Annotated in this window: 25 protein-coding genes and 1 tRNA gene; 13 read left to right on the forward strand and 13 right to left on the reverse strand. The window is 65.0% G+C overall.

The window, feature by feature from the left end:
* The first annotated feature begins 169 nt into the window (after window positions 1-169).
* The 6 genes from G9Q80_RS04945 to G9Q80_RS04970 are packed head-to-tail and all read left to right on the forward strand — an operon-like array spanning window position 170 to window position 6,901.
* A complete protein-coding gene (locus tag G9Q80_RS04945; RefSeq protein ID WP_168246428.1) occupies window positions 170-922 on the forward strand; it encodes an HAD-IIA family hydrolase in 753 nt (250 codons plus the stop codon).
* Complete coding sequence (locus G9Q80_RS04950) at window positions 919-1,845, forward strand: ABC transporter permease (protein ID WP_043145587.1); 927 nt, start codon at window positions 919-921, stop codon at window positions 1,843-1,845. The genes G9Q80_RS04945 and G9Q80_RS04950 overlap by 4 nt, the downstream gene beginning before the upstream one ends.
* 4 nt (window positions 1,846-1,849) lie before the next feature.
* Complete coding sequence (locus G9Q80_RS04955; protein WP_074622799.1) at window positions 1,850-2,734, forward strand: ABC transporter permease; 885 nt, start codon at window positions 1,850-1,852, stop codon at window positions 2,732-2,734.
* Window positions 2,735-2,780: 46 nt separating this feature from the next.
* Window positions 2,781-4,331 carry an ABC transporter substrate-binding protein gene (locus G9Q80_RS04960; RefSeq protein WP_088716677.1) on the forward strand — a complete coding sequence of 517 codons (1,551 nt, stop codon included), beginning with the start codon at window positions 2,781-2,783 and terminating at the stop codon, window positions 4,329-4,331.
* A 59-nt stretch (window positions 4,332-4,390) separates the two neighbouring features.
* Window positions 4,391-5,218, forward strand: coding sequence for a metallophosphoesterase family protein (locus G9Q80_RS04965; protein WP_069209627.1), 828 nt, complete (start codon window positions 4,391-4,393; stop codon window positions 5,216-5,218).
* A gap of 3 nt (window positions 5,219-5,221) precedes the next feature.
* Window positions 5,222-6,901, forward strand: coding sequence for an ABC transporter ATP-binding protein (locus G9Q80_RS04970; RefSeq protein ID WP_088716666.1), 1,680 nt, complete (start codon window positions 5,222-5,224; stop codon window positions 6,899-6,901).
* Between the two features lie 130 nt (window positions 6,902-7,031).
* Here the strand turns inward: G9Q80_RS04970 and G9Q80_RS04975 are convergent.
* A tRNA-Thr gene (locus G9Q80_RS04975) sits at window positions 7,032-7,107 on the reverse strand.
* 190 nt (window positions 7,108-7,297) lie between these two features.
* Between G9Q80_RS04975 and G9Q80_RS04980 the strand changes: the two genes are divergently transcribed.
* Together G9Q80_RS04980 and G9Q80_RS04985 are read left to right on the forward strand one after the other, a co-directional pair.
* A complete protein-coding gene (locus tag G9Q80_RS04980; protein ID WP_088716667.1) occupies window positions 7,298-8,179 on the forward strand; it encodes a hypothetical protein in 882 nt (293 codons plus the stop codon).
* A 114-nt stretch (window positions 8,180-8,293) separates the two neighbouring features.
* On the forward strand, window positions 8,294-8,719 hold the full coding sequence (locus tag G9Q80_RS04985) for a c-type cytochrome (protein WP_052244855.1): 426 nt from the start codon (window positions 8,294-8,296) through the stop codon (window positions 8,717-8,719).
* Window positions 8,720-8,813: 94 nt separating this feature from the next.
* Here the strand turns inward: G9Q80_RS04985 and G9Q80_RS04990 are convergent, their stop codons facing one another.
* The 5 genes from G9Q80_RS04990 to G9Q80_RS05010 form a co-directional block, all read right to left on the reverse strand.
* A complete protein-coding gene (locus G9Q80_RS04990) occupies window positions 8,814-9,557 on the reverse strand; it encodes a proteasome-type protease (protein WP_168246429.1) in 744 nt (247 codons plus the stop codon).
* A 123-nt stretch (window positions 9,558-9,680) separates the two neighbouring features.
* Entirely contained in the window at window positions 9,681-10,478 is a 798-nt protein-coding gene (locus G9Q80_RS04995; RefSeq protein ID WP_088716669.1) for a transglutaminase family protein, read from the reverse strand.
* A gap of 16 nt (window positions 10,479-10,494) precedes the next feature.
* Window positions 10,495-11,436, reverse strand: coding sequence for an alpha-E domain-containing protein (locus G9Q80_RS05000; RefSeq protein ID WP_043146414.1), 942 nt, complete (start codon window positions 11,434-11,436; stop codon window positions 10,495-10,497).
* A 6-nt stretch (window positions 11,437-11,442) separates the two neighbouring features.
* Window positions 11,443-12,867 carry a circularly permuted type 2 ATP-grasp protein gene (locus G9Q80_RS05005; RefSeq protein WP_043146443.1) on the reverse strand — a complete coding sequence of 475 codons (1,425 nt, stop codon included), beginning with the start codon at window positions 12,865-12,867 and terminating at the stop codon, window positions 11,443-11,445.
* A 163-nt stretch (window positions 12,868-13,030) separates the two neighbouring features.
* Window positions 13,031-13,288, reverse strand: a complete 258-nt coding sequence (locus tag G9Q80_RS05010; RefSeq protein WP_043146416.1) for a DUF2312 domain-containing protein — start codon at window positions 13,286-13,288, stop codon at window positions 13,031-13,033.
* 146 nt (window positions 13,289-13,434) lie between these two features.
* On the opposite strand from G9Q80_RS05010, the gene G9Q80_RS05015 reads away from it, so the two are divergent.
* Window positions 13,435-13,650, forward strand: coding sequence for a hypothetical protein (locus G9Q80_RS05015; protein ID WP_043146418.1), 216 nt, complete (start codon window positions 13,435-13,437; stop codon window positions 13,648-13,650).
* 336 nt (window positions 13,651-13,986) lie between these two features.
* Here G9Q80_RS05015 and G9Q80_RS05020 read toward each other — a convergent pair whose 3' ends face one another.
* Window positions 13,987-14,199, reverse strand: a complete 213-nt coding sequence (locus G9Q80_RS05020) for a hypothetical protein (RefSeq protein ID WP_043146419.1) — start codon at window positions 14,197-14,199, stop codon at window positions 13,987-13,989.
* A 27-nt stretch (window positions 14,200-14,226) separates the two neighbouring features.
* Complete coding sequence (locus G9Q80_RS05025; protein ID WP_043146444.1) at window positions 14,227-14,547, reverse strand: TraR/DksA family transcriptional regulator; 321 nt, start codon at window positions 14,545-14,547, stop codon at window positions 14,227-14,229.
* A gap of 140 nt (window positions 14,548-14,687) precedes the next feature.
* Here G9Q80_RS05025 and G9Q80_RS05030 point away from each other — a divergent pair, with 140 nt between their 5' ends.
* From G9Q80_RS05030 to G9Q80_RS05045, 4 genes are all read left to right on the forward strand, one after another.
* Window positions 14,688-15,551 carry an MBL fold metallo-hydrolase gene (locus tag G9Q80_RS05030; RefSeq protein ID WP_043146420.1) on the forward strand — a complete coding sequence of 288 codons (864 nt, stop codon included), beginning with the start codon at window positions 14,688-14,690 and terminating at the stop codon, window positions 15,549-15,551.
* Window positions 15,552-15,670: 119 nt separating this feature from the next.
* On the forward strand, window positions 15,671-16,096 hold the full coding sequence (locus G9Q80_RS05035) for a YeeE/YedE family protein (RefSeq protein WP_069210812.1): 426 nt from the start codon (window positions 15,671-15,673) through the stop codon (window positions 16,094-16,096).
* 1 nt (window position 16,097) lies between these two features.
* On the forward strand, window positions 16,098-16,535 hold the full coding sequence (locus G9Q80_RS05040; protein WP_043146422.1) for a DUF6691 family protein: 438 nt from the start codon (window positions 16,098-16,100) through the stop codon (window positions 16,533-16,535).
* Between the two features lie 10 nt (window positions 16,536-16,545).
* Window positions 16,546-16,971, forward strand: coding sequence for a protein tyrosine phosphatase family protein (locus G9Q80_RS05045; RefSeq protein WP_088716670.1), 426 nt, complete (start codon window positions 16,546-16,548; stop codon window positions 16,969-16,971).
* A gap of 114 nt (window positions 16,972-17,085) precedes the next feature.
* On the opposite strand, the gene G9Q80_RS05050 is transcribed toward G9Q80_RS05045, so the two are convergent.
* From G9Q80_RS05050 to G9Q80_RS05070, 5 genes are all read right to left on the reverse strand, one after another.
* Window positions 17,086-18,261, reverse strand: coding sequence for a FliM/FliN family flagellar motor C-terminal domain-containing protein (locus G9Q80_RS05050; protein ID WP_088716671.1), 1,176 nt, complete (start codon window positions 18,259-18,261; stop codon window positions 17,086-17,088).
* 112 nt (window positions 18,262-18,373) lie between these two features.
* Complete coding sequence (locus G9Q80_RS05055) at window positions 18,374-21,058, reverse strand: ATP-binding protein (RefSeq protein WP_074622861.1); 2,685 nt, start codon at window positions 21,056-21,058, stop codon at window positions 18,374-18,376.
* Window positions 21,055-21,372: a hypothetical protein gene (locus G9Q80_RS05060; protein WP_069210816.1), complete on the reverse strand. Its 318-nt coding sequence runs from the start codon at window positions 21,370-21,372 to the stop codon at window positions 21,055-21,057. The genes G9Q80_RS05055 and G9Q80_RS05060 overlap by 4 nt, the downstream gene beginning before the upstream one ends.
* On the reverse strand, window positions 21,369-21,737 hold the full coding sequence (locus tag G9Q80_RS05065) for a response regulator transcription factor (protein ID WP_043146447.1): 369 nt from the start codon (window positions 21,735-21,737) through the stop codon (window positions 21,369-21,371). Before G9Q80_RS05065 ends, G9Q80_RS05060 begins: the two co-directional genes overlap by 4 nt.
* Before the next feature lie 189 nt (window positions 21,738-21,926).
* A complete protein-coding gene (locus G9Q80_RS05070; protein WP_043146427.1) occupies window positions 21,927-23,234 on the reverse strand; it encodes a helix-turn-helix domain-containing protein in 1,308 nt (435 codons plus the stop codon).
* Between the last annotated feature and the right edge of the window lie 44 nt (window positions 23,235-23,278).

Raw genomic sequence — 23,278 nt, forward strand, 5'->3', positions numbered from 1 at the left:
TCTATGGGTTTCCCAAAGCATAGCTTTGCTTTGTCACAGCCATGTCACGGCAAGCAGGCAAATGTGCCGCCGAGGCCGGAAACGGTCGCACTCGAACTTGAACGATCACTTGTCCCCACACCAGACCACCTCGGCGCAGGTTGCGCCGAGGTCCAGGGAGCCTTTGCCCGTGGCCTCAGTACTGACCGTAAACAACCAGATCGCCAGCCAACTTTCGCCCGACCTGGTCGCGCAGGATCGTCTTGTTCTGTGCGATCTCGATGGCTGTCTTGTCTCGGAAGGCCGCGCCTACACGGATTCCGCCTCCTTCCTGCAGAGCTGCGGAGAGCGCCTGTGGCTGGTGTCCAACAATTCGTCCCATTGCGCCGCGGACCTCAGCGCCCGGCTCGCGGAAATTGGCCTGACCGTGCCGGCCAAACGGATCCTGCTGGCTGGGGAGCAGACATTGGCGCACCTGGCGCGCCTGCATCCCGGCGCGCGCCTGGCATTGTTCGCCAGCCCGGCAATGGAACAGGAAGCGCGGCGCCTGGGCTTTGCCCTGACAGGGGATAGGCCCGACCTGGTGCTCTTGTGCCGTGACACGCAACTGTCGCTGGACAGGTTGAACGCGGTCGCGGCCCTGGTCCAGGACGGCGCTGCCTTTTGGGTTTCCAATACCGATACCGCGCACCCCGGCCACGCTGGCCAGCCCATCGCCGAAACCGGCGCCCTGCTGGCTGCGCTGCGCGCCATGCTGACGGAACTGAAGTTCGAGAGCATCGGCAAACCCCACGCCCATCTCGCCGCGCTGGCGCTGTCTCGCACCGGCGTTTCCGCCTCCGAGGCCGTCTTTGTCGGGGATAACCCGGACACGGATGGCGCCATCGCGCGGGCCATCGGCACCCGCTTTGTCCTGCTTCGCCGCACGGGAGCCCCGGAATGACCCTCTATATCCTGCGCACCCTGCTCAAGATGGTGCTGACCCTGTTCGCCATCATCACCCTGGTCTTCTTTGCCACGCGCATGTCGGGCAGCCCGCTGGACACCGCCCTTGGTGACGGTCTGTCAGCGGAAGATCGCGCCTTGATGATCGAGTACTTCGGTCTGGATCGATCGATCTGGCATCAATACCTCGCCTATCTGCGCGGCATCCTGGAAGGCAACTTTGGCCTATCCTTCATCGAGCGCCGCCCCGTGGCCGACATCGTGGCCGAACGCATCTGGCCCACGCTGCAACTTCTGGGCAGCGCGCTTGCGCTGACGCTGGTGGTGTCGGTCCCGCTGGGCGTGGTCGCAGCGCTGTGGCGCGACAGCTGGATCGGCAGCGCGGTCATGGGGCTGGCCTTTATCGGCTACGCGGTGCCCAATTTCGTCATCGCCACCTTCATGGTGCTGATCTTTGCCTTCTCGCTCAACTGGTTGCCGGTGGTGGGCAACGGCACGGCCTGGCATTTCATCATGCCTACGATTGCCATGTCAGGGGTGCTGATCGCGGCGCTGACCCGGTTTACCCGCAACGCCATGCTGGACGTGCTGGGGCAGGATTTCATGCGCACCGCCCGCGCCAAGGGCCTGCCGGAAACGGTCGTGATCCTGAAACACGGCTTGCGCAACGCGGGTGTCACGGTGCTGTCTGTGCTGGGCTTGCAGATCGCCGGCATGGCGGCCGCGGGCAACGTGGTGGTCGAGGCCATCTTCAGCTGGCCCGGCATCGGAGAGCTGCTCGTCTCCGCTGCCATCATGCGGGACTACCCGGTGCTGCAATTCGGGGTGATCTCCGTCGCCTTCGCCGTGGTCGTCATCAATGCCCTCACCGACATCGCCTATGTCGTCGCGGATCCGCGCATCCGCATGGCGAAAGGATAAGACCATGACCGCCACCACGCATATCCCCTCGCGCGCGCCCTTCCTCTTGACGCTTTGGCGCGACAGCAATGTCATCCAGAAAGCGGCTGCCCTGATCGGCCTGGCGCTGGTCCTCATGGCGCTGCTGGCGCCACTCATCGCCCCTTACGATCCGCTGGCCCAAAGCCTGATCTCGCGCCTGCGCCCGCCGCTGGGGTTCGAGCGCTACAAGGACGGGTTCTACCTCGGCACCGACGAACTGGGCCGCGACGTCCTTTCGCGCAGCCTGCACGGCCTGCAACTGACCCTTGGGCTGGCACTTGCGGGGGCCACCATCGGATTGCTGATCGGCGGCTCGCTGGGCCTGTTCGCCGGGTTGCGCCGCGGCTGGGCCGAGGACGCGATCATGGCCGCCGTCGACCTGCAGATCGCCGTGCCCTTCACCCTGCTGGCGCTCTTGATCCTGGCGCTCTTCGGGTCGTCGCTGACCGTCATGATCTGCGTCCTGGGCATCGCCGGTTGGGAGCAATACGCCCGCATCGTGCGCGCCGAGGTCCGCAAGATCACCGAACTGCCCTTCATCGAGGCGGCCCGCGCCTCGGGCGGCGGTCAACGGTATATCGCGCTGACCCATGTCCTGCCCAACATCGTCTCGCCGCTGGTGGTGCAGTTCACCCTGTCCCTGTCCAACATCGTGATCCTCGAATCGACACTGTCCTTCCTGGGCCTCGGGGTACAGCCCCCGACCGCCACTTTGGGCAGCATGGTCGGCTATGGCCGCGACTACATGCCCACCGCCCCCTGGATGGTGATCGCCCCTGCTGCGCTGATCATCCTTGTCACCTTTTCCGTGCAGATCCTCGGCGACTGGCTGCGTGACCGCGCCGATGTCCGCCTGCGCGACCGCTAAACAAGAGGCCGAAGACGCCCGTCAACGTCCTTCAATGGAGACAATCATGAAAACCCTTCTGATGACCACCGCTGCTGCGCTTCTGGCCAGCTCTGCTCTTGCCCAGTCGATCACCGTCGGCGCGGCCAATATCTCGGACTACCTCGATCCCGGCCGCGACCATTCCAACGTCGGATCGCAGTTCTACTACAACAGCTTCGACACGCTGATCGACCGCGACCACTCCAAGCTGGAGCCCGAATGGGTGCCCGCGCTGGCCACCGAGTGGCGGCTGGTGGATGACACCACGATGGAGCTGAAGCTGCGCGAAGGCGTCAAGTTCCACAACGGCGAAGACATGACCGCCGACGACGTGGTGTTCTCTCTAAACCGCATGTACCAGGCGACCTTTGCCCCCTATGTCGTGCGCTCCAAGGACCGTCTGGCAAACTTTGCCGAGGCGGTGAAGATCGACGACCATACCGTCCAGATCAAGGTCGAGCGCCCCGAGCCGCTGTGGGAAACGCTGGTTTCGCTGCAACAGGTCATGATCATCCCCGAAGACTATACCAAGGCGCTGTCCGGCGACCCGGACGTGGCGGAGGACGGCGATTTCGAGGCCTTCTCGCTGGCCCCCGTCGGCACCGGCCCCTACGCGATCTCGGAATTCGTTCCGGGGCAAAAGGTCGTCTACAGCCGCTTTGACGCGTTCTGGGGTGACCGCGCGCCTCTGGAACAGGCTACCGTCATCCGCATCCCCGAAACCGCCAGCCGTATCACCGCACTGAAGACCGGCGAAGCGGACATCGTCACCAATATCGCGCCCGACCAGCTGGACCTGATCAACGCCGACCCGAACCTCAAGACCGAAGGTTCGGCCACCGCGCTGTTCCACGTCATGATCATGAACGTGAACCATCCCAACCTGGTCGACCCCAAGGTCCGCCAGGCCATGTCAATGGCCATCGATCGCGACCTGCTGAACGAGGCGCTGTGGCTGGGCAAGGCGATCGTGCCCTCGACCCACACGATGGCCGAGATGGGCGAGCTGCACATGCCCGAGCTCGACACATTCGAATACAACCCCGAGAAGGCACGCGAGTTGCTGGCGGAATCGTCCTACGACGGCGAGGAAATCGTCTTTGACGCCTACCCGGTCTATTACACCAACGGCGTGCTGGCCGCGCAGGCCATCACCGAAATGTGGGCCGAGGTCGGCATCAAGGGCCGCGTGAACGTCACCGAACAGTGGACAGGCGCCAGCCCGGAGCTGATGGCGCGCAGCTGGTCGAACCCGATGTATTTTGCCGACCCCTTCGGTTCGTTCGGGGTGATGTGGGCGCCGAACGGCCCCTCCGAAGGCTCGGGCCGCTTCAACACCGACGCCGAATATGCCGCGATCTGGGAACGCTTCCGCTTTTCCGAGGACGTCGAGGCACGCAAGGCCGCCTACGTCGAGCTGATGGACCGCATCAAGCAGGATCCGCCGGTCCTGCCGCTGTACCGTCCCTTCGAAAGCTGGGGCATGCACAAGGGCATCGCCTGGGCGCCGCAGCCCGGCCACATCCCCTACGTTCTGGATTTCCGCGCCGGCGCCATCGCGCTTGCCGACAGCTGAACACCTTTGGCGCGTCCCGAACGGGGCGCGCCACCCCTCCCTTCAGGACCACACACACCATGACCTTCCGCATCGCCACCATCGCCGACATTCACCACGGCGCCCCCTCGCACACCAAGCGCGGCGATACCGCGCTCTCGCTGATGGCGGATTTCGCCGCATGGGCCAATGCCGAGGCCCCCGACCTTGTGCTGGACCTGGGCGACCGTATCTCGGACATCGACGAGACCACGGACCTGCGGTTGGAAGCCGAGGTGGCCGAGGCCTTCAAGGCCGTGAACGCGCCCATCCATCACGTCAACGGCAACCACGACCGCGACCACCTGACCACGGCCCAGAACGAAGATATCCTGGGCCAAAGCCTTGGGAACGATGTGCTGGACTGCGGCGATTGGCAGATCGCCCTGTGGCGGGCCGATCCCAAGATCAGCCGGGGCACCGACCGGATCGGGTTCGACCTGCCGGAACCGGACCTGCTCTGGCTGTCGCGCACCATGCAGGCCGCCGAAAAGCCGACGCTGGTGGTCAGCCATGTCCCGGTTTCCGGACACGGCCAGACCGGCAACTATTACTTTGAACGCAACCCCGGTGTCTCTCGCTATCCGCAAAGCGACCGCGCCCGGCAGGCCCTGTCGCAGGCCCGCGTGCCGGTGGTCTGCCTGTCCGGCCACGTTCACTGGAACACCGTGACCACGGTGGACGGGATCACCCATCTGACCCAGCAGAGCCTGACCGAAAGCTTTACCACCCAGGGCGCGCCCGCCGCCGCCTGGGGGATGATCGAACTGTCCGACACCCTGCATTGGCAAGTCTTTGGCGCAGACCCGTTCGAGGCGCGCATTACCCCGAAACCCGGGCGCTGGACGCCCGCCCTGATGCCGTTCTGACCCATGCTTGATGCTCCCGTCCTTTCCGTAAAATCGCTGACTGTCGCCTTTGGCAGCCATACCGCCGTGCGCGATCTGTCCTTTGACATCCATGCCGGCGAAACGCTGGCACTTGTCGGAGAATCCGGCTCGGGCAAATCGGCAACGGCCTTGTCGGTCATGCGCCTGATCGAACGTGAGGGCGGGCGCATCACCGCCGGTCAGATCCGGTTGGGCGCGCAGGCGCCGATCGATCTGGCGCAATTGTCCGACCACGGGATGCAGACCCACCGTGGCAACCGCATCTCGATGATCTTTCAAGAGCCGATGACCTCCCTCAATCCGGTCATGCGGATCGGCGAACAACTGGGCGAAGTGCTGCGCCGTCACCAGGGCATGGGCCGCAAAGAGGCACGCATCGCCGCCGAACGTGCACTGGACCAAGTGCGCATCCCCGATCCCGCCAGACGTCTGGACCAATATCCACACGAACTGTCGGGCGGGTTGCGCCAGCGGGTCATGATCGCCATTGCCCTGGCCTGCCAACCCGACGTGCTGATTGCCGATGAGCCAACAACGGCGCTGGACGTCACGACACAGGCCGAGGTTCTGAAACTGCTGAAAAGCCTTCAGCAGGAAATCGGCATGGCAATCCTGTTCATCACGCATGACATGGGCGTGGTGGCGGAAATCGCTGATCGTGTCGTCGTCATGCGGCACGGCAATACCGAAGAGGTTGCCTATACCGGCGCTCTCTTCAAGGCCCCGCAATCGCAATATGCACGCGACCTCATTGCGGCAACGCCCAAGCTGGGCCTGTCGCCCCTGCGGCCGCAGGTTCCCTCCGCGGAACCGGTGCTGAAGGTCGAAGGCCTGTCCAAGAGCTTTGCCCGCAGCGGCGGCTTTCTGAAGGCGAAGGTCAAGGTGCCCGCCGTCAAGGACGTGTCCTTTGAAATCCGCCCGGGCGAGACGCTGGGTCTTGTCGGGGAATCCGGCTGTGGCAAGTCCACCCTGTCGCGCACCCTGATGCGCCTGATCGAGCCGGATGCCGGACGCGTCATCCTGGCCGGGCGCGAGCTCACCGGCCTTGGCACGCAGGCACTTCAACAGGCACGCGCCGATGTGCAGATGGTCTTTCAGGATCCGTTCGCCAGCCTCAATCCTCGCATGAAGGTGCGCGATCTCATCACCGAACCGGCCTATCTGCACAGCGGATTGAAAGGCGCCGCTCGTGCGGCGCTGGCCTCTGACCTGCTGGAGATGGTGACGCTTGATGCCTCGACCGCCGACCGCTATCCGCATCAGTTTTCAGGGGGCCAGCGCCAGAGGCTCTGCCTTGCGCGGGCACTGTCGGTTTCCCCCAAGGTGATTGTTGCGGATGAAGCCGTATCCGCGCTGGATGTTTCCACCGCCGCTCGTGTCACCGCGCTGATGCAGGACCTGCAGGAGAAGCTGGGGATCGCATTCCTGTTCATCTCGCATGACATTGCGGTCGTCGAACGTGTCAGCCACCGTATTGCTGTCATGTACCGGGGCGAGATCGTCGAAGCGGGCGAGACTGAGCAGGTGCTGCGGTCGCCCCATCATCCCTACACGAAAAGACTGCTGTCCGCGGTGCCCAGCCCCCTTCCCCGAAAGCCCGGCCGCCAGGATCTGCAATTGCCCTCGCACAAGACGCTGGTTCTCTCCGGAGGAGCGACCTGACTCGAAATAGTCAAAGGAATCCGGTGATCCGCCCTGGGTTTGCCGGAGGCTGGGTAGTTGATAATCAACTGGCCAGCTAATTTCTGGCACCATTCACATCGATGTTTACCATCACTGTTTTCGGATAGAATGGTGCCCCCACACGGACTCGAACCGCGGACCTACTGATTACAAATCAGTTGCTCTACCAGCTGAGCTATAGGGGCACCGGGCCGCGAACCCACTGGGGTGCGTCTCGGCGTGGGCGGTGTTTAGCCTGACTCGCGGCGCAAAGAAAGCCTCGATTTTCATCTCTTGCGGCGCAGATGTCACCCATGCGCCGCTTTGCGACACCCGCGGTTTTCCCCGCCGTCAAGCCCGCTATACTGCGCGCCGAGCCAACGACAAACAAAGCCCATGCAGGTCATTCTTCACACCGGCGTTCACTGCACCGATGACGACCGCCTTCTCAAGGGGCTTCTGCGCAACGCAGAGGCCTGGCGCCACGAAGGCGTGGCCATTCCCGGCCCGTCGAAATACCGCACCCTGCTGACCGAGGCCTTGAACAAGCTGCGCGGCGGCATCCCTGAACCGGGCACGCGCGATCTCTTGCTGGATGCCATCCTGCAAGAGGATTCGGGCCAGATCTCGCGCCTTGTCCTTTCAAACGACAACTTCTTTTCCGTGCCCAAGCTGATGTTCCAGAATGGCTACATCTACCACCGGGCCGAGGAACGCCTGACCAGTTTCATGCAGGCCTTCGAGGGCGACGAGGTGCAGCTGTTCATGGGGCTGCGCGACCCGGCAAGCTTCCTGCCCGCCGCCTTTGCCGCAACCCCGCACGAGACATTCTCGGATTTCATGGAAGGCGTGAACCCGATGCGGTTCCGCTGGTCCGACCTGATCCGGCGCATCAAGGGCGCGCAGCCGGACCTGCCGGTCGTGCTGTGGTGCAATGAGGACACCCCCTTTCTCTGGGGGCAGATCATCCGCGAACTGGCCGGCATCAAGCTCAACCGCAAGATCACCGGCGCCTTCGACCTCTACTCGCAGATCATCTCGCGCGAGGGGATGCAGCGGTTCCGCGCCTTCCTCAAGGAAAACCCCACGATCACGGAATCGCAGAAGCGGCGCGTGATGATGGCCTTTCTCGACAAGTACGCGCTGGACGAGGCGATGGAGGAAGAACTGGACCTTGACGGCTGGGACGGGCCTTACGTCGACATGCTGACGGAACTCTACGAGGATGACCTCGAAGTCATCTCCGCGATGGAGGGTGTGCGGCTGCTCACGCCCTGAAACCACGGGTTTCACCTGTCTGCCATGATCGGGATCAATGTGCGCCTTCGCCCCCTGCCTACCGTTCGGGGCATGGTCGGCCCTGATGCCCGGCCAGTCACTCGGGAGGAAATCATGTTGAAATCCGCCAAGATTGTTTTTCCGGTGCTTTTGGGTTTTCTTTCACTGCCTGTCGCGGCCCTGTCCCAGGAGATCGGGAAAGAGGCGTTCCAGGCGAACTGCGCCGTCTGTCACGGCACGGACGGAAAAGGGGGCGGTCCGATCCTCGACTACCTCAAGTCCGCGCCATCTGACCTGACGAGGATATCAGAGCGCAACGGCGGCCAGTTTCCGGCGCAACAGGTCTATGACCTCATTGCCGATGCCGGCCAGACTCGCGCGCATGGCACCAGCGAGATGCCGATCTGGGGCAACCGGTTCAATGCCGAGATCATTGCGCAGCAAGGCGAATACGGCGGCGGTCAGACGGACATGCCGTCGGCCCAGGCCCGGATTCTCGAACTGGTCTTCTTCCTGGCCACCATCCAGGAGGCCGGCTGACCGTATGGCACACACCTGCCGGTAGTGGTTTGCCGCACGGCGGGGTCCCGTCAAGCCATTCTGAAAGGCGCGGTCGGAGGGCCGCGCCATTGACCTATTTGCCGGACATCGACCCGAAGGCCGGCAGGCTGTCCAAAGCCTGTTTCAATGCATCACCCCAGCCCTGGCTGATGGTCTGAAAATAGGGATCGTCCTGCTCGACCCGCCCGGTGTCGCCGCGCACCAGGCTGTCCACCGTGTAAAGGTGATAGTCAAAGGGCGCGCCCACGGTCAGGTTGGCCTTGACCGTGCTGTCGAAACTCACCAGCAACAGCTTCATGGCCTCGTTGAAATCCAGGTCGGGATCGTAGGCCCGTACCAGGATCGGGCGACCGTACTTGATCTCGCCGATCTGGAAAAAGGGCGTGTCCGGCCCTGCCTCGATGAAATTTCCCTCGGGATAGATCAGGAACAGGCGCGGCGGGCCGCCGGCGATCTGTCCGCCCAGGATCAGCGTGGCGTTGAACACCGACGAGGCGCGCTGGCCGGTATCCGAATGGCGCGCGATCACGTCCCGCAGTGTGTCGGCCACCAGCCGCGCCACCTGGTACATCGAGGCGGACTCCAGCACCGAAGGGTTACGCTCGCCATGTGCCTTGACGCGTTCGTCAAGCTCGCTGACCACGGCCTGGGTCGTGGCAAGGTTGCCTGCGCTGAGCAGCGTGATCACACGATCACCCTCGGCTTCCCAGATCTTCATCTTGCCGTAGGTCGAGATATTGTCGAGCCCGGCATTGGTGCGGGTGTCGGACATGAAGACCAACCCCCGGTTCAGCATCATCCCAACGCAATAGGTCATCCCGCGCGTGCCTTTCCTGCCCGTATCCAGACGCCTTCTACGGTCAGGACAGGGAGCCGACAAGCGCCAGTTCCGGGCAGCACGGATTCCGTGGCGGGACGTGCCTCGCGGGCCGCCTCGCGATTACTGCTGGGCAACCTCTATTTCCACGTCCAGAGCCTCCAGCGCGCCGCCCTGACGGGTGCCGCGCACCGGTGCCGCGTCGTGGTAATCCATGCCGGTGGCCACGCGGACATAGCGCTGGTCAGGCGAAATGCTGTTCGAACAGTCGAAACCGACCCAGCCAAGACCCGGCAGATGCGCCTCTGCCCAGGCGTGCATGGCGTCCTGTTCCGTGGTGTGATCCAGCATCAGGTAGCCAGAGACATAGCGCGCCGGCAGGCCCATTTCGCGGGCGCAGGCGATGAAGACATGGGTATGGTCCTGGCAGACGCCCCGGCCCGCAGAGAGCGCTTCCTCGGCGGTCCAGTCGGATTCGGAGGATCCGACCTCGTATGTCACGGCCTCGGCCACAGCCGCCATCAGGGCGTGGGCGCGGTCCAGCTCGGTATCGCCCGACACGCTGCGGACCAGCGCGCGCACGCCATGCCCCGCCTTGGTCTGCGGCGTTACCCGGCGGTAAAGCCAGAGCGGCGCCGGGCCCAGGTGGCGGCCCACGACGCCGTGGTTGTCGGCCAGTTCGACCTCACCCTCGCAGGTGATGACCAGTTCCTGCGCGCCGCGCTCGATCTCGATCAGATCAACGGTGTTCTGGTGATGGTCGGTATAGGACAGCGCCTGCGTGCCGCCGGTGACGGTGGTCTCCCAGCGCAGCACGTTCTGGCTGTGCCGCGACTTGGGTGTCTTGCGCAGCTGTTGCAGGCCAAAGCTCACCGGTTCTTCGAAACGGTAGCGGGTGATGTGGCGGATGGTCAGGTTCATCGGGGCCTCTGGGCAGTCATTCGTAGAACCGGTAGTCGACTTCGATCTGGCGCCCGAGGTCACCCAGCAGCAACAGCATCTTCTGGATGTACTCGTGCAGGCCGTAGTCGAACACCGCGTCGATGTCGAAACTCAGGTAAGCGCGGTCGATATGGTCGATCTTGGCGTAAGAGGCCGCACGTTCTCCATAGTCCCCCCCCAGGAATCCGAGGTTGTCCCGCAGCTTGCGCGCGCAAAAGGCCAGCGAGCGCGGCATCCGGCGGTTCAGGATCAGGAACTGCGCGATGTCGCGCGGCTCCGTCGAGCCGCCGTATTCCATCCGGTAGCCCCCCTGCCCCGAGACGGAACGCAGGATGGTTTCCCACTGCACGTTGTCGATGGAGGTCCCCACCGCCGTGACCGATGGCAGCAGGACATAGTATTTCACGTCAATGATGCGCGCGGTGTTGTCGGCCCGTTCCAGGAAGGTGCCGATGCGCGCGAAATCGTAGATGTCGTTGCGCAGCATGGTGCCGTGGGTGGCACCGCGCACCAGCCCGGTGCGTTGCCGGATCATGCCCAGCACCTGTGGCAGGTCGCGTTCGCCGACCTTGCGGGACAGCACCTCCTTGACCCGCATGTAGGTGCCGTTCATCGCCTCCCAGACCTCGCCGGTCAGGGCGGTGCGCACCATACGGGCGTTCAACCGCGCCTGTTCGACACAGGACAGGACCGAAGACGGGTTGTCACGCGACCGCAGCAACCAGTCGATGGCCGCGTCCTTGGTCACTTTCTCATGGCCCGCAGTATACCCGTCCAGCGCGCCCGCCGACTGCAGGACGGACCGCCATTCCTCGTCCGAAGCGCCCATGCGGGTCAGTGCGATGCGCTGTCCGGTCTCGATCAGGCGGGCAGTGTTTTCGGCGCGCTCCAGCGCGCGGTACATCCAGAACAGGCCGTTTGCCGTTTTTCCCAACATCGCGCGTCAGTCCTCCAGCACCCAGGTGTCCTTGGTGCCCCCGCCCTGCGAGGAGTTCACCACGAGCGAGCCCTTCTTCAGCGCCACGCGGGTCAGCCCGCCCGGCGTGATGTTGATCCCCTTGGGGCTGACCATCACGAAGGGCCGCAGGTCGACGTGGCGCGGCGCCAGGCCCGACTTGGTAAAGATCGGCACGGTCGACAGGCTCAGCGTCGGCTGGGCGATGTAGTTTCCGGGCCGCGCTTCCAGCTTCTTGCGGAATTCGGCCAGCTCTTTCTTGGTGGCGGTGGGGCCGATCAGCATGCCGTAGCCGCCAGAGCCATGCACCTCCTTGACGACCAGTTCCTTGAGGTTGTCCAGAACGTAGGCCAGCGACTCCTTGTCGGAACAGCGCCAGGTCGGCACGTTTTCCAGCAAGGGCCGTTCCCCGGTGTAGAACTCCACGATTTCAGGCATGTAGCTGTAAATCGCCTTGTCGTCGGCGATGCCGGTGCCGGGTGCGTTGGCGATGGTCAGATTGCCGGCGCGGTAGACGTCCATGATCCCCGGCACGCCCAGCGCGCTGTCGGGATTGAAGGTCAGCGGATCAAGGAAATCGTCGTCGACCCGGCGATACAGCACGTCGATCGGCTTGTACCCCAGGGTCGTGCGCATGCAAAGACGACCGTCTTCGACCCGCAGGTCGTGACCCTCGACCAGCTCAACGCCCATCTCGTCCGCAAGGAAGCTGTGTTCGAAATAGGCCGAGTTGTAGATCCCCGGCGTCAACAGGCCGACGGTGGGCTTGCGGCCGAGGCCCTCGGGCGCGCAGGCGGCAAGAGAATTGTAGAGATCGCCGGGATAGGTCGACACCGGCTGCACCCGGTTCTCCGAGAAGAGCTCGGGGAACATCTGCAGCATGGTCTCGCGGTTTTCCAGCATGTAGCTGACGCCCGAGGGCGTGCGCGCGTTGTCCTCGAGGACATAGAATTCGTCCGGACCCGTGCGCACCAGGTCGATGCCGACGATATGGGTATAGACCCCGCCCGGCGGGCGCATGCCGATCATCTCGGGCAGGAAGGCGTCGTTGCGAGAGATCATTTCTTCGGGCAGGCGTCCGGCCTTCACGATCTCCTGGCCGTGGTAGATGTCGTAGAGAAAGGCATTGATCGCGCGCACCCGCTGTTCGATCCCACGGCTCAGCTTTTGCCACTCGCGGCCGGATATGATGCGCGGGATAATGTCGAAGGGGATCAGCCGTTCCTCTGCCTCGGCCCTTCCATAGACGTTGAAGGTGATGCCCGTGAGGCGGAACAGGTCCTCTGCCTCGCGTTGCTTGGCGCGCAGATGCTTGGGATCCTCGCCTTCGAACCAGGTGTTGAAGGGCTGGTAGGGCCTGCGTACCTTGCCCTCCGTGCCCAGCATCTCGTCAAAATAGACTTGATCGTTCATGCCCGTGCGGTCCACCCCATCACTGTCTTGTAACAGGTACGCTAACGGGCCGTGACGAGTGGTGCAACGGGCGTGAAAGGCTGTGCTGATCCCGTTGCGGGCAAAATGCTCAATAACCGGGCAGAGCGCGCCGGACCCCGGCCCGCCCTGCCCTCCGGGGCCTTCAGCCCATGCCCAGCGCGGCCTTGTACATGTCCAGAACCGCCTCTTCCTCGGCGATGTCGTCGGCGTCGCGCTTGCGCAGGGCGATCACCTTGCGCATGACCTTGGTGTCATAGCCGCGCCCCTTGGCCTCGGCCATGACCTCCTTGATCTGCTCGGCGACCTCCTTCTTTTCCTCTTCGAGCCGCTCGACGCGCTCTATGAACTGCTTGAGCTCGCCCGCGGCGACGCCATAGCTGTCGGTTCCCGTATCCTGCATGTCTGCCTCTTCAGCCTCGTGACCTTATAGGGTCCTTCGATACCCCAGGCCCGTGGCCCCCATCAAGAGCGCGCAAGCCGGGGCTTGCACTCTGCGGCGGGCATGCGCTAGGCGCAGCGGCGTAGATATCCAGGGGGACAGCGACAATGGCGGCACTGATCTGGGGAGGCGCGGCGCTCTCGGTGGCGGGACTGGCCGGGCTGGTCTGGTGCATCGTCCGTGTCTGGAGCGCGCGGCGCGCGAACCTGTCGGACGAAGAGCTGCGCGCGGTGGTGCGCAAGGTCGTGCCGCTGAACATGGGCGCGCTGTTCCTGTCGGTGATCGGGCTGATGATGGTGATCCTTGGTATCTTCATGGGCTGAAGCGCCGGATCGTGTCCGGGCCCGCGAGGCACCGCGCGGTCCTGTCAGCCTTCCTTAACCCGCGGCGCGCAGTCTTGCCCGCGATCGATCACTGAAAACCGGATCACCTGGCCCCTTCGGGCCACCCGTGATGCGCGCGACGAGGGGGCGAAAGCCCCCGATGGGCCGGGGCCTGGCAATCCCGGAATACCGATCCGTTTCGGCGGCCGCCGTTTTCAGGCCCTTCCAAGAGGGACCACAAGCAGATCCGCCCGGCCGGCATGGCCGACGGCGGGCGTTGCCCTGCCTATTGGTCTAACCCCGGGCCGACACGTCCGAAACGCGCTGAAACGCGATTCAGACGGGCATGTTGTCAAAGCCGTCCTCGGCTTCGTCCTCGTGATGCGCCTCGACCATCTCGCGCGCCCAGGCCGGAATTTCGGCGCCGACGCCTTCCAGCCCCAGAACCGCTTGTTCCAGGTGTTCCATAAGATCGTCCCGCGCCTCGCCCTGGGCTGCCGCCAATTCCTCGCGCAACGATTCGAGCCGCGCCTCCAGTTCCTTTGACATCTCGTACCTCCTGAACTTGGGGCCGCCTCAAACCTCGGCGGCGCAGGTCTTGCACAGCGGCGCCTCTGGCACCGCCTCCAGTCGTTCCGGTGAAATCTCCTCGCCACAGCGGGTACAGATCCCGTATTCGCCACGCGCCATGCGACCCAGGGCGGCGCGGATCCGCGCCACCTCTGCCTGTCCACTGGCGCCCAGCCGCTCCAGCACCTCTTCGCCTTCGCGTTCGATGGCCTGGTCTTCCCAGTCCTTCGAATGAGGTGCTTCCAGCGCCTCTTCGATTCCGTCCAGCCGCACGCCCAGCGCGCGCAGCCGTTCAAGCAGTGCCAGTTTCCGTGCGTGATGCGACATGATGCAAGCCTCCATGACCTTTCCGGCACTCTGTCAAACCGTCGCAGCACAGACCTTGATGCATATCAATCGCACCTTCCCTCTTGAAACATATTCATGTTTACGTATATGATGATCCGGAAAGTTTGGAGGGAACAGACATGAAACCCGAAGTCACTGCCTTCTTTGACGACGCCACGAACACGATCTCTTACGTCGTGCGCGACCCCAATGGCACGTCCTGTGCCATCATCGACAGCGTTCTGGACTTCGATTATTCGTCCGGCCGCACCGACACGAAATCCGCCGACGCCGTGATCGCCTTCGTCAAGGAAAAAGGCTACAAGGTCGAGTGGTTGCTGGAAACCCACGTCCACGCCGACCACCTTTCCGCCGCGCCCTACATCCAGGAGCGCGTGGGCGGCAAGATCGGCATCGGCGACCGCATCAAGATCGTGCAGGACACCTTTGGCAAGGTCTTCAACGAAGGCACCGAGTTCCAGCGCGACGGCTCGCAGTTCGACCAGCTCTTCCAGGAGGGCGACTCGGTCCACATCGGGCAGTTGCGCGTCGACGTCCTGCATACGCCGGGTCACACGCCCGCCTGCCTGACCTATGTCATCGGCGACGCGGCCTTTGTCGGCGACACGCTCTTCATGCCCGATTTCGGCACTGCCCGCTGCGACTTCCCCGGCGGTTCGTCCGAGACCATGTATGACTCCGTGCAAAAGATCCTCGCCCTTCCGGACGAGACCCGGATCTTTGTCGGCCACGACTACAAGGCCCCGGGCCGCGACGAATACGCCTGGGAAACCACCGTGGGCGAACAGAAAGCGACCAACGTCCATGTCGGCGAAGGCAAGACCAAGGAAGATTTCGTGCACATGCGCGACACCCGCGATGCCTCGCTGGCCATGCCCAAGCTCATCATCCCCTCGCTGCAGGTGAACATGCGCGCGGGCCAGATGCCGCCGGCGGATGAAAAGGGCAACGTCTTTCTCAAGGTCCCGGTCAACAAGCTCTGACCCTGACGGCACTCTGCGCGGGGGGCGTCCCTGCCTCCGCGCAGAGGCATTTTTCCGGCGAGACTTCCTCCCGCGGCGAACCGGGAGCGGGCCGGGCTGACAAAAAAGGAAACATACACATGCCTATCGACTGGATCTGGGGCCTGATCGGCGGAATGCTGATCGGCACAGGCGGCGCTGTCTACCTGTTGGGCAACGGCCGCATCATGGGCGCCAGCGGCATCATCGGCGGCCTCGTCGATGGCTCGGGCTGGTCCACTGCCGCCGAGCGCATCGTCTTCCTGGTGGGCGTGGCGCTGCTGCCGGTGCTGCTGATGCCCTTCTACCGTGCGGTGGATACGCATATCACCGACAACTACACGGTTCTGGTGGCCGCCGGCCTGCTGGTCGGGATCGGCACGCGCATCGCGAACGGCTGTACCTCGGGGCACGGCGTCTGTGGCATGTCTCGGCTGTCGGTGCGCGGGATCGTGGCCACCTGTTGCTACATCCTTGCTGGCGGCCTTGGCGTCGTCCTCTTCCGCCACATCCTTGGAGTGATCTGACATGGCACGACTTCTTGTTGCATTCCTTGCCGGCGGGCTGTTCGGCGCCGGGCTTTTCATCTCGGGCATGACCGACACCACCAAGGTGCAGGGCTGGCTGGACGTCTTCGGCAACTGGGACCCGACGCTGGCCTTTGTCATGGGCGGCGCCATGATCCCGATGGCCATTGCCTGGCTCATCCGCCGCCGCCGCACGACCTCGCTGACCGGCTTGCCGCTGCCGCCGGCGCCGTCGAAAGAAATCGACGGCAAGCTGATCCTCGGCTCTGTCATGTTCGGGATCGGCTGGGGACTCGTCGGGCTCTGCCCCGGCCCCTCGATCGCCTCGCTCAGCTATGGCGGCCCGGGTCTCTATGCCTTCCTCGTTGCGATGATCGGCGGGATGCTGATTGCACCGATGCTGCGCGCGCGTCTGGACAGGGCCGTTCCGGCGGAATAAACCAAAAGCCATGACACCACGCGTATTGACCGACCAGTATCACGTCTCTCCCCAGATCGACCCCGAGGATGCGGAGGCGATCAAGGCTGCGGGCTATGCCCTGGTCATCGACAACCGGCCCGATGCGGAGGTTCCGCCTTCGCATCAGGCCAACGCCATGCGCCAGGCGATCGAGGCGCAGGGCCTGCGGTTCGAGGTGCTGCCGATCACGCATCAGACCATGACCGCGGAGAACATCCTGCGGCAGGCAGAGCTGATCGCAGGTGCCGAAGGGCCGGTTCTGGCCTACTGCGCCTCGGGCACGCGTTGCTCGGTGATCTGGGCGCTGGGTCAGGCAGAGACGCTGGGCGCCGATGCGGTGATCGAGACCGCGGCCAAGGCGGGCTACAACCTTGCCGGGCTGCGCCCGACGCTGGAAACCCTGTCCAAGCCCTGAAGTGTTGAACGTCAGGCTCCCGCGTCCGCGACACGGGGGCCTTTCATGTTGGCCCCGCGCCCCGTTAGTGCACCCCTGAATGATCGGCACGTGACTTCTTTTTGAGCACGCCGCTCAATCCTCCTCGAAATCGAAATCCAGTGGCGCGGCGTCAAAACCGTCCCCCATGTCGATCTCCGGCAAGGCGGCCATCGGTTCCCCGCCATCCTCCGCCGAGGTATCGCCCCCAAGGTCCGAGAAATCGAAATCGCCGCCATCGAAATCCATCGGCGGCAGATCGGGCAGTTCTTCCTCGGCAGGTTCCGTCACCTGCGGCAGGTCGGGCACGGCCGGTTCCGCCGCAGCCGCCTCAGGCGCCTCATGGCCGAAACCCGCCTCCGGCGTTTCCGCAGCAGCAGGCATCCCCAGCGAGGCTGCTGTCACACCCGTCGCTGGCCAGTTCAACCGCACCGCGCGCAACCCGTTCAACTGCCCCAAACGGCCACGCGCGACCAGGTCGCCACGGCCTGCCGTCACCTCGATCCTGTCCAGCGCATCCGGGGGCAGCGAGAGAAGGTCGCCGGGCTTCAACGCCTCGGCCCGGCCCAACGGCAGGGTGATCCGGGCCAGCTTGGCATCCAGCCGCGCCGCCACCCGGCTCAACCGTTCCTCGTGCGGACCGACGCCGCGCCCGGCCTCGGGCGTGTCCTGGCTCAGCTTGCGTTCGGGCAGGAAGAGCGTCATCCGTCCGCGTCGCCGCCCCAGGGCCAGGTCGATCTCGGCCCGGAAGGCGCGATAGGCCGCCGCGTCAAGGATCAGCCCGGCGGCGCGCGAATCCTCCAGCATGGCGCCGAAACGATAGCCATCCAGTTGCAGATGCAGCGGATGTCCCTGCATCGTGTCGGCCAGCCGGGTCAGCGCGCCGTCGATCAAGGGGGCCATCATGGCCGCATCGGTCTGGGTCAGGATCCGGTCTTCCTCGACCGGCATCTGGGTGACTTGCTGGATGGTCTGCACCTCGACCACGCCGGTCAGCACCTGGCGGTCGACAGAGACAAGCCCCAATGCGCCCTCCGGCCCGTCCAGCAGGATCAGCAGGTCGCGTGGGCCCAGCGCCTCGACCACCTCGTCCTGGTCGAGCATCTCGACCGTGACGGATTGCGTCACCAGCGCCAGGTCCCAGAGCACATCCGCGGTGCGCGACAGCGCCCGGCGCAATGCCTTGGGCAGCGACATGCCGCGCGCCTCATAGGCGCGCTGAGCCGCCTGGGCTTTTTGCCCAAGTACGTCATTGCGTGCACCGTCAGCCATGCAGAAAATCGCCCGTCATCAACTGCCTCCACGGCCCGTTATCAGCGGATTTGGTTACCAAGCGCTTTAACGATCAGGAATTTGTTGAGAAAATCGACCCGGACAGCGCACCCTATTGCGCCGCCATCTCCTGGCGCACCGGCAGGACCACGCGAAAGGCCGCACCACCTCTGTCGGCCAGGTAGGAAATCTCTCCCCCCAGGCGCGTCACGATCTGCCGCGAAATCGCCAGGCCCAGCCCCGCGCCACCGGCCTTCTGATCGCTGACACGGGCGAACTTCTCAAAGATCACGTCCTGCGCCTCGGGCGCCACGCCCGAGCCATTGTCGATGAAATCCACCAGCAGCTGGCCGCGCGCATCCGTCACCACGATCTGCAATTCCGGCGCCTCGGCGTCGCAATACTTGCGCGCGTTGGAGATCAGGTTGATGAACACCTGGCTCAGCCGCTCGACATCGGTGGTCAGCCGCACCTGTTCGCCCACCCGCCGCCGGATCACCCGGATCCCCGACCCGGCCTCGTCCGCCAGCGCGGCAGAGACCGCACGGTCCAGGATATCCTCCAAACGGCCCTCAGTGAGGTTGAGGTTCACCTGGCCGTTTTCCAGCACCGACAGGTCCAGCAGATCGTCCAGCAGCCGGGTCAGGCGCATCGCCTCGTCATGGATGATCGAGGCATAGCGGTTCTGGTCCGCGCGGGTCAGGCCCTGGGTGTCGCGCAGGATCTCGGAGAAGGCGCGGATCGAGCTCATGGGCGTGCGCAACTCGTGGCTGATCTGGCTGAGAAAGGCATCCTTTTGCACCGACAGCCGCGTCAGCTTGTCATTGGCCCGGCGCAGCTGGGCTGCGGTGCGGCTCAGCTCCAGCGACTGCGCCTCCAGCCGGGCGGAATATTCCATCATCTGCGCGGTCTCGTCGGCCACGGCCATCAGGTCCTCGACCGAGACCATCGCCCCGCCGGTGATCTGGCCCACCATCGCATGGGCCGTCGCCGCCCCCACCGACCCGGCAAGTTCGCGTTCCAGCACCTGCAGGAATTCCGGCGTCGGCGCGGGCAGTTCACCTTCCAGCCCCTGCGCGCGGGCCTCTCGCAGGAACAGCGCCTGCGCTTCGTCGGGGCCGAGGATGCGCTGCGTCATGACCATCAGGTCCTCGCTCTCGGCGGTGCTTTGCAGCCAGCTGCGCGGCCCCGCCCCCGCCGCCCGGGCCGAGACGAACTGCGCCCCCTGCAACCTTTCCAGCGGCGAGGCGGCACTGAACAGCGACCCCCCGACAAAGGCCAGAGTGTTGAGCAGCAGGCTCCAGAACACGGCATGCAGCAGCTTGTCGTCGAAACTGACCCCGAAGAGCGCCTCTGGCCGCAGCAGGGTGATGCCAAGCGGGCCATCGGCGAACCAGCTTGCGGGCAGAACCGTGCCGGGGCCGAAACTCGGCAGGTACAGCGTGTAGACCCAGATCGAGAACCCCGCCGTCAGCCCCGCCAGCGCCCCGACGCGCGTCGCCCCGCGCCAGAAGATCCCGCCCATCAGCACCGGCAGCACCTGCGCCACCCCGGTAAAGGCGATCAGTCCGATGGCGGCCAGTTCCGTACGCCCCCCGGACAGCGCGTAATAGAGATAGCCCAGCAGCAGCACACCCGCGATGGACAGCCGCCGCGACAGCAGCACCACGTTGCGCACATCGCCCGAAACGCTGGCGGTTCCTTCGCGCAGGCGCAGCCAGACCGGCATCACGATATGGTTCGACACCATCGTCGACAGAGCGATGGCCGCGACGATGACCATCGAGGTCGCCGAGCTGAACCCGCCCAGGAAAGCAAGCAGCGCCAGCCCCTCCTGCCCCTGGCTGAGCGGCAGGGTCAGGACGAAGAGGTCGGGGTTCGATCCCTCGGGCAACAGGTCGAGCCCGGTCACCGCGATCGGCACGATGAACAGGCTCATCGCCATGAGGTACAATGGGAAGGCCCAGGCGGCCATCCGAAGCTGGGCGTCGTTGTCGTTCTCGACCACCAGCACCTGGAACATCCGCGGCAGACAGAGGAAGGCCGCCGCCGACAGCAGCATGACCCCGGCCCAGCGCCCGTTGTTCACCTGCCATGTGCCCAGTTCCGAGGCGTCGATCCGCGCCAGCGTCGCGGCGACCCCGCCCGACAGCCCCCATACCACGAAGACGCCCAGTGCCACCAGCGCGGTCAGCTTGACCACCGCCTCGACGGCGATGGCCATGACGACACCGTGATGACGTTCATTGGCGTCCAGGTTGCGGGTGCCGAAGATGACGGTGAAAACCGCAAGCCCCGCGGCCACCCAGAAGGCGGTGAGGCTGTTGCCGGCCTCCTCGATCGGAACGGGTTCGGAGAACACCTCGACCGAGAGAGTCACGGATTGCAGTTGCAGTGCGATATAGGGCGTGGTGCCGATCACCGCCAGGATGGTGACGCCGATGCCCAGCAGGTTGGACTTGCCATAGCGGGACGAAATCAGGTCGGCGATGGAGGTGATGCGCTGGTTGCGCCCGATCCGCACCAGCTTGCGCAGGATCCACCACCAGCCCAGCATGACCAGGCTGGGGCCCAGGTAGATCGTCAGGTACTCGAACCCGTTGCGCGCCGCGCTGCCCACCGCGCCGTAAAAGGTCCAGGCGGTGCAGTAGATCGACAGCGACAGCGTGTAGACGATGGGCGCTCGCAGCCAGCGCACCCGCCCGCTCTGCGCCGCGCGCTCGGCGAAGAAGGCGACACCGAAGAGCAGCGCGACATAGGCGATCGAGATCGCCGCCAGCAGGTTCAGCGTGCTCACGGGTCGTCACCCTCGGGCAGTGGCGATGTGTTGCGCGCGCCCCCCAGCAGGCGGACCAGCCGGGCTGCCGCCAGCGCAAGCCCCAACCAGATCCCGAAAATATAGACCAGCACGAGCGAGGCAGGCATCGGCGCGTCGGCCCCCCGCCACAAGAGCGGCAACCACCACAGCACCCAACCCAGCAAGGGCAAGGCACAGGCGGCATCGATCAGGCGGCGGCGGCGAAAGCTCTGGCGTTCGATCTGGAACGGCGCATGGCGCGCGGGCGGCTTGCCCGGCGGACGCGGCGGCACGCCTCCGGGCGGGCGGGTCATTGCGCCGACAGGGCCCGCACGGCGTCGAGCACCTCGGCGTTCGAGAAGGGCTTGGTCATGAAGCGGCTGGCGCCGGCACGCTCGGCCATCTCGCGGTCCTTGCTCTGGCCTCGCGCGGTCAACATCAGCACCGGCAGGTCGGAATGGGCGGGGTCCTCTCGCAATTCGCGCAGGATGTCATACCCCGACCGCCCCGGCAGCATCACGTCCAGGATCACCACGTCGGGCGCCCGGTCCCGCACGATCTGCGCGGCGTCGGTGCCGTTGGAATGGGTGTGCACCTGCCAGCCGTCGCGGGACAATATGAATCGGATCGCTTCAATGATATTCGGCTCGTCCTCGATCAGCAGAACCTGTCCGCCCATATCTTCCCCCCGCATCCCGCCTCCCAGGTCTTTTTGCGCCTATCCTAAAGCAGGTGAGCTCAAGTCTAGGCGGTTATCGCAACCGGTGTCAAAATACTGTTGTCGCTAACGCGGCGTTTTCTGACCCAGCGTAAGCCTTTGAGGTGTCCGGACTAAGGCCAAACCGCCCACCAGACCGCCGCGTCAGGGTCAGCGCCGGGTCGAGGCCAGGATCGAGGGCTCTCGCCGTCCTTCGCAGGATTCGCGCGGGCAGACCCGGCAGGCCACACCCAGCTGCGGCAGCGTCGCGGGCGGCTCTGTCCCCTGCGGCAGCGGACGCACCAGCATCTGCGCCTGGTAAAGTGGATCGGCATTGACCGCCGGGCCGGCCTGCGGTGTGGCCAGGGCATCGGCCCAGAGCACGGCGCCGCTGCGCCCGACCTGCATCACCGGCCCGGCCAGGATCACATGCGGACGCGACAGCGCGCGGTAGAGCGGCCAGAGCGGACAGGCCGCGCCGAACCGGGGCATCGGGAAATCCGGCAGCGGTTTGCGGTAGGTCAGCACGCCCGAGCTGTCGCAGATTGCCAGGCCCACCGGGGTGGGCAGATCCTCGGGCGGCATGGCGGCAAGGCGGCGCATGATGCGGGCCGGGTCGGCCCCAAGCGCCGCGGACAGCGCCGCCGGATCGGGGCCATGCTCTTCGACCGCAGGGCGCAGCCGATCCAGCGGCAAAGCCTCGGCATCACTGGCATATCGGTCCAGCCAGCCCCGCAAGAGCCCGCGCGCCGGCCCTGACAATCCCCGGCCCAGCTTGGCCAGCGCCGCGTCCAGGTCGGCCCCCGCCTCCAGTTCGGGCACCGTGTGCCCCGCCTTTTCCAGCGCCGCGTCCAGTTCCTCTTGCGGGGCGCCGGTTTCCAGCGGCGAGCTCTCGTCCGCCTCCAGGTAGGTGACAAGCCCCCGGCTGGTCTCGGCCAGGCGGGCGCTGTCCTCGTAGATGTTGCGGTGAAAGCGCGCCTGCCATTCGGCGTCCACCTCTCCGGGTTCGGCCAGGATCGAGGCGGCAGAGCGGATCGCCGTCACCGTCGACAGCATCTCATGCAGCGAGGCCGCCAGGTGCGGGTCATGTGTCATACGGTCGTTCAATGTCTCGAGGCTGCGTTCCAGCTGAGCGACACGGGTGCGGCTGTCGGCCAGCAGTTGCGCCCAGCCCGGAAAGCGCCCGGCGAATTCATCGACCCGGTCCAGTTCCGCCGAAACCTGCGGCATGTCGGCGGCAGCCTCGCGCAGCGAAGCGATCAGCGCGGCCCCCGCGCCTTCTGTCAGGGCGGCCGGCTCGACGCGCAGGATCTCGGCGATGGAAAGCAGCAGCTTGCCGCCGATTCTGCGGCGATTATGCTCGATAAGATTCAAGTAAGATGCAGAGATACCGGCCTTTCGGGCCAGATCGGCCTGTTTCATGCCGCGCAGCACCCGTCTTTCGCGGATTCGCGATCCCGTCAGTGTATCGCGAGGCATGGGTCTTTCCTTTGCCGATTCAAGGGGTTTCTGCAACGCAACAT

The organism is Mameliella sp. LZ-28, assembly GCF_012274245.1.
GTDB lineage: Bacteria > Pseudomonadota > Alphaproteobacteria > Rhodobacterales > Rhodobacteraceae > Antarctobacter > Antarctobacter albus.